Raw genomic sequence first — 4955 nt, forward strand, 5'->3', positions numbered from 1 at the left:
CCTTTTGCCCCGCCCCTAGACTGAACCTCCAGCAGGTGGCTACACGCTCGAAAGGCGCACCCGTGTCCATCGGCAACTCATCCGACCAGGACCGGCCTTCGGTCGGTCGAGCCCTCCGACAGGCCCGTATCGACGCACGGTTGACGGTGGAGGAGATCAGTACCTCCACGCGGGTGCGAGCCCCGATCGTGCAGGCGATCGAGCAGGACGACTACTCCCGGTGCGGTGGGGACGTGTACGCCCGCGGCCACCTCCGCACCCTCGCGCGTGCCGTCGGGCTGGATGCCGACGCGCTGGTCGAGCAGTACGACGCGGAGCACGGCGGGCGCCCGGAGCCGACCGCTCCGGCCACGCTGTTCGAAGCGGAACGCATCCGCCCCGAGCCGCGCAGGCCCAACTGGACGGCTGCCATGGTCGCCGCGATCGTCGTCGTGATCGGCTTCGTCGGCTTCACCCTCGTCAGCGGCTCAGGCAGCGAGGAGTCCGGCAAGCCGGTGGCCGAGGACACCCCCTCCGACTCTCCGTCCACCAGCGAGAAGCCCTCCCCGTCCAAGACGAGCGACCCCAAACCGTCCGAGAGCGCCATCGCCGGAGCCCCCGCCGACAAGGTGACCGTCCGGATGACGGCGCAGAACGGCAACAGCTGGGTCTCCGCCAAGGACCACAACGGGAAGCTGGTCCACGAAGGCGTGCTCAAGGAGGGCGACTCCAAGACCCTCACCGACGACAAGCGGCTCGATCTGGTGCTCGGCAACGCGGGCGGCGTCAAGCTGTTCGTCAACGGCAAGGAAGTCGAGCACGCGGGCGAGGTCGGCCAGGTGCAGCGCCTCAGCTACACCCGCGGCGACCCCGAGGCCGGCTGACGGCCCGCTGCGATCCGGCGTCGGCTGACCGTCCTGGTGGCGTCCCCGGGGCCCGGCGGAGCGCTGGTACACCGGCGGGGCAGGTCGCCCGCCGCGTCGCGGCGGACTCCGCCGTCGGCCGGTGGTGTGACCTCCCGTCCAGGCGCACGCGGGCCGTCCGGGCGCGCCCGAGCCCTTGGCCCGGCCGGTGAGCTGCGGGGTCACAACCTGGCGGCGGGGGGAGGTGAGGGGACGAAGTAGGCTGAGCCCATGCCCGAACGCCGTACCGTCGCCCTTGTCACTCTCGGCTGCGCACGTAACGAGGTGGACTCGGAGGAGCTCGCAGGCCGCCTGGCGGCGGATGGCTGGGACCTCGTCCAGGACGCCACCGACGCGGACGTCGCCGTCGTCAACACCTGCGGCTTCGTCGAAGCCGCCAAGAAGGACTCCGTCGACGCGCTGCTGGAGGCAGGAGACCTCAAGAGCGCGGCGCGCGAGGGGGAGGGAAGAACGCAGGCCGTGGTGGCCGTCGGCTGCATGGCCGAGCGGTACGGCAAGGAGCTCGCCGACGCCCTGCCCGAGGCGGACGGCGTCCTCGGCTTCGACGACTACACGCACATCTCCGAGCGGCTCCAGACCATCCTGGGCGGCGGCGTGCACGCCCCCCACCTCCCGCGCGACAGGCGCAAGCTGCTGCCCGTCAGCCCCGCCGAGCGCCAGGGCGCCGACGTGGCACTCCCCGGGCACGGCGCGGCCGACCACGCGGAAGCCGCCGCCTCCGCCCCCGCCGACCTGCCCGCGGGCATCGCGCCCGCCTCAGGCCCGCGCGCCCCGCTGCGGCGCCGGCTGGGCAGCAGCCCCGTCGCCTCCGTCAAGCTCGCCTCAGGGTGCGACCGGCGCTGCTCGTTCTGCGCCATCCCCTCTTTCCGCGGCTCCTTCATCTCCCGCCGTCCCGCCGACGTGCTGTCCGAGACCCGGTGGCTGGCCGAGCAGGGCGTGCACGAGATCATGCTGGTCTCGGAGAACAACACCTCCTACGGCAAGGACCTGGGCGACATCCGGCTGCTGGAGACGCTGCTGCCCGAGCTGGCGGCCGTCGACGGCATCGAGCGGGTGCGGGTCAGCTACCTCCAGCCGGCCGAGATGCGGCCCGGCCTGATCGACGTCCTCACCGGCACCGAGAAGGTCGCCCCCTACTTCGACCTGTCCTTCCAGCACTCGGCCCCCGGCGTGCTGCGCGCCATGCGGCGCTTCGGGGACACCGACCGCTTCCTGGGGCTGCTGGAGGAGATCAGGAAGCGGGCGCCCGAGGCGGGGGTCCGCTCCAACTTCATCGTCGGCTTCCCCGGCGAGAGCGAGCAGGACCTGGCCGAGCTCGAGCGGTTCCTGACCGAGGCGCGGCTGGACGCCATCGGTGTGTTCGGATACTCCGACGAGGACGGCACGGAGGCCGCCGGATACGAGGCCAAGCTGCCCGAGGAGGAGATCGCCCGCCGCCTGGCGCACCTGTCGCGGCTCGCCGAGGAGCTGACCGCCCAGCGCGCCGAGGAGCGTGTGGGGGAGACCGTGCGGGTACTGGTCGAAAGCGTGGACGAGGAAGAGGGCGCCGTGGGGCGCGGTGCGCACCAGGCGCCGGAGACCGACGGACAGGTGCGCCTGGAGCCGGCCGGTGAGGGTCCCGCTCCCGATTCCCCGGCAGGACAGCGGTTCGGGGTCGGCCGTATGGTCGAGGCGAGAGTGAGCGCGGCAGAGGGCGTGGACCTGGTCGCCGTGCCGCTCGCGGGACAGGACGCCTCCCCGTCGCCCGCGCGGACCGGCGCGGGCCACAGCGCCGTTCCGGCTTCCCGAGCGGCTGCCGGAGGTGGACCTCGCCAGGTCAGTGAGGAGGCCGGCAGATGACGGGGATCCCGGCCTCCGCGGCGAGGCGCGGCACCGTCCCGAAGCCGAAGGCGGCGAGCGCTGTGCGCACTGTGAGTCTGTGGAACATCGCGAACCTCCTCACCATGGCGCGGCTGCTGCTGGTGCCCGCCTTCGTGCTGCTCATGGTCGCCGACGGCGGCCACGATCCTGCCTGGCGCTCGTTCGCCTGGGCGGCCTTCACCGTCGCCATGATCACCGACCTGTTCGACGGTGAGCTGGCCCGGCGGCACAATCTGGTGACCGACTTCGGCAAGATCGCCGACCCCATCGCGGACAAAGCGATCATGGGGGCGGCGCTGATCTGTCTCTCCGCGCTGTCCGACCTGCCCTGGTGGGTCACCGGAGTGATCCTCTTCCGGGAGCTGGGCATCACCCTGATGCGGTTCTGGGTGATCAGACACGGTGTGATCCCGGCCAGCCGGGGCGGCAAACTGAAGACGCTCGCCCAGGGCGTCGCCGTGGGCATGTACGTGCTCGCGCTCACCGGGCCGCTGGCGACCGCGCGGTGGTGGGTGATGGCGGTGGCCGTCGTGCTGACCGTCGTCACCGGGCTCGACTACGTGCGCCAGGCGGTGGTGCTGCGCCGGGCGGGTCTTGCCGCAGCAGCCGAGGCGGCGGCAGCCGACCGGGCCGCGGTGACCGAAGGGTTCGCTTCAGGTCAGGAGGGAGAGGAACGGTCGTGACGGACGTGGAGTCGCGGGCCGGCGGAGTGCTCGCGCTGCTCACCGAGCGTGGCCAGACGCTGGCCGTCGCCGAGTCGCTGACCGGCGGGCTGGTCGCCGCGGAGCTCACTGCCGTCCCTGGAGCCTCACGGGCCTTTCTGGGCTCCGTGACGGCGTACGCGGCCGAGCTCAAGAGGGATGTTCTCGGTGTGGACGGGGCACTCCTCGAGGAGCGGGGCGCCGTCCATCCCGAGGTCGCGCGTCAGATGGCCCAGGGCGTCCGCAGGGTGCTCGGTACGGACTGGGGCGTGGCGACCACCGGTGTGGCCGGACCGCAGCCCCAGGACGGCCAGCCGGTCGGCACGGTGTACGTGGCCGTCGCGGGACCCGGAGCAGGCGGCGGAGCCGGCGTGGTCGCGGACAGGCTGCGGATCGAGGGCAGCCGCAGCGGCGACAGGGCCGGTGACAGCGGTGAGGAGGCCGGAGAACGTGTGCGTGCCGGTATCCGCACGGAGAGTGTGCAAGGAGCCCTTGAGCTGCTCTACAAGGAACTGATCGGAAACGCCGGAGGGCAGGGCGGGGAACAGGGCGGGGGGAATGGATGTTTGCAGCCCTGAGTGAACACGACATCGCTCCCCGCACGGCTGCCGCTCTAGGCGGTACGGTGGAGGCTGAAGGAACCGGGGCCAACTGGCCGCCCCGCTACAGGCTGTGGAAGACGCCGCGCGTTGAGAGGGAGGAGCACCGATGATTCTGCTCCGTCGCCTGTTGGGTGACGTGCTGCGTCGGCAGCGCCAACGCCAGGGTCGTACCCTGCGCGAAGTCTCTTCGTCCGCCCGGGTCTCGCTCGGATACCTCTCCGAGGTCGAGCGCGGCCAGAAGGAAGCCTCGTCCGAACTGCTCTCGTCCATCTGTGACGCGCTCGATGTGCGGATGTCCGAGCTGATGCGGGAGGTCAGCGACGAGCTGGCGCTCGCGGAGCTGGCCGAGTCCGCGGCGAGCGACGCCGTGCCGGCACCCATGCGACCGGTGCTCAACCCGCTGTCCGTCACCTCGGTCACCGACGTGCCCCCGGAGCGCGTCACCATCAAGGCGCCTACGGAGGCCGTGGACGTGGTAGCGGCCTGACGGCCGTGTGACGCATACGTGGCTCTCCTTCTGCCGGCGCGCGGCGCCGGGCCGGGAAGGGCGACAGGAACCGTCAGTGTGCAGGCCCCGTCGGAAGATCCCGGCGGGGCCTGCGCGTGCCTCACGTCTCGTGCTCTCTGTGGTCGCGCGGTCGCGTGGAGTGCGGGACGATGGCTGAGTCCTGACACGCCGGGAAGGAGAGTACCGGCCCGGGAGGTGGCGGTATGACAGCGGTGGGTCCGATACTGCTGTGCCGCTGGGCGTTGGGCGGGGCCTGCGCCGTCGGCTGGCTGTGCGCGATATGGCGCCTGGCCGTGGGCGAGGGAGGCCCGGTGGAGGCGACGGTGACGGCAGGGGGCTGGGGGCTGAGCGTACTGCCGGTCCATGTGGCGCAGGACGGCAC

General features: G+C 72.0%; 5 protein-coding genes. All 5 read left to right on the forward strand.

Annotated features, from left to right (window positions below):
* Positions 1 to 62: 62 nt before the first annotated feature.
* A complete protein-coding gene (locus AB8Z75_RS31085; RefSeq protein ID WP_369207863.1) occupies positions 63 to 863 on the forward strand; it encodes a helix-turn-helix domain-containing protein in 801 nt (266 codons plus the stop codon).
* A gap of 249 nt (positions 864 to 1112) precedes the next feature.
* Positions 1113 to 2741: a 30S ribosomal protein S12 methylthiotransferase RimO gene (gene rimO, locus AB8Z75_RS31090; RefSeq protein WP_369207865.1), complete on the forward strand. Its 1629-nt coding sequence runs from the start codon at positions 1113 to 1115 to the stop codon at positions 2739 to 2741.
* Entirely contained in the window at positions 2738 to 3445 is a 708-nt protein-coding gene (gene pgsA / locus AB8Z75_RS31095) for a CDP-diacylglycerol--glycerol-3-phosphate 3-phosphatidyltransferase (RefSeq protein ID WP_369207867.1), read from the forward strand. The genes rimO and pgsA overlap by 4 nt, the downstream gene beginning before the upstream one ends.
* Positions 3442 to 4041 (forward strand): CinA family protein, encoded by a 600-nt coding sequence (locus AB8Z75_RS31100; RefSeq protein WP_369207869.1) that lies wholly within the window; start codon positions 3442 to 3444, stop codon positions 4039 to 4041. Before pgsA ends, AB8Z75_RS31100 begins: the two co-directional genes overlap by 4 nt.
* A 130-nt stretch (positions 4042 to 4171) precedes the next feature.
* Complete coding sequence (locus tag AB8Z75_RS31105) at positions 4172 to 4552, forward strand: helix-turn-helix domain-containing protein (RefSeq protein WP_114019471.1); 381 nt, start codon at positions 4172 to 4174, stop codon at positions 4550 to 4552.
* Positions 4553 to 4955: the final 403 nt, after the last annotated feature.

Source organism: Streptomyces sp. PU-14G (assembly GCF_041028275.1).
Classification (GTDB): Bacteria; Actinomycetota; Actinomycetes; order Streptomycetales; family Streptomycetaceae; genus Streptomyces.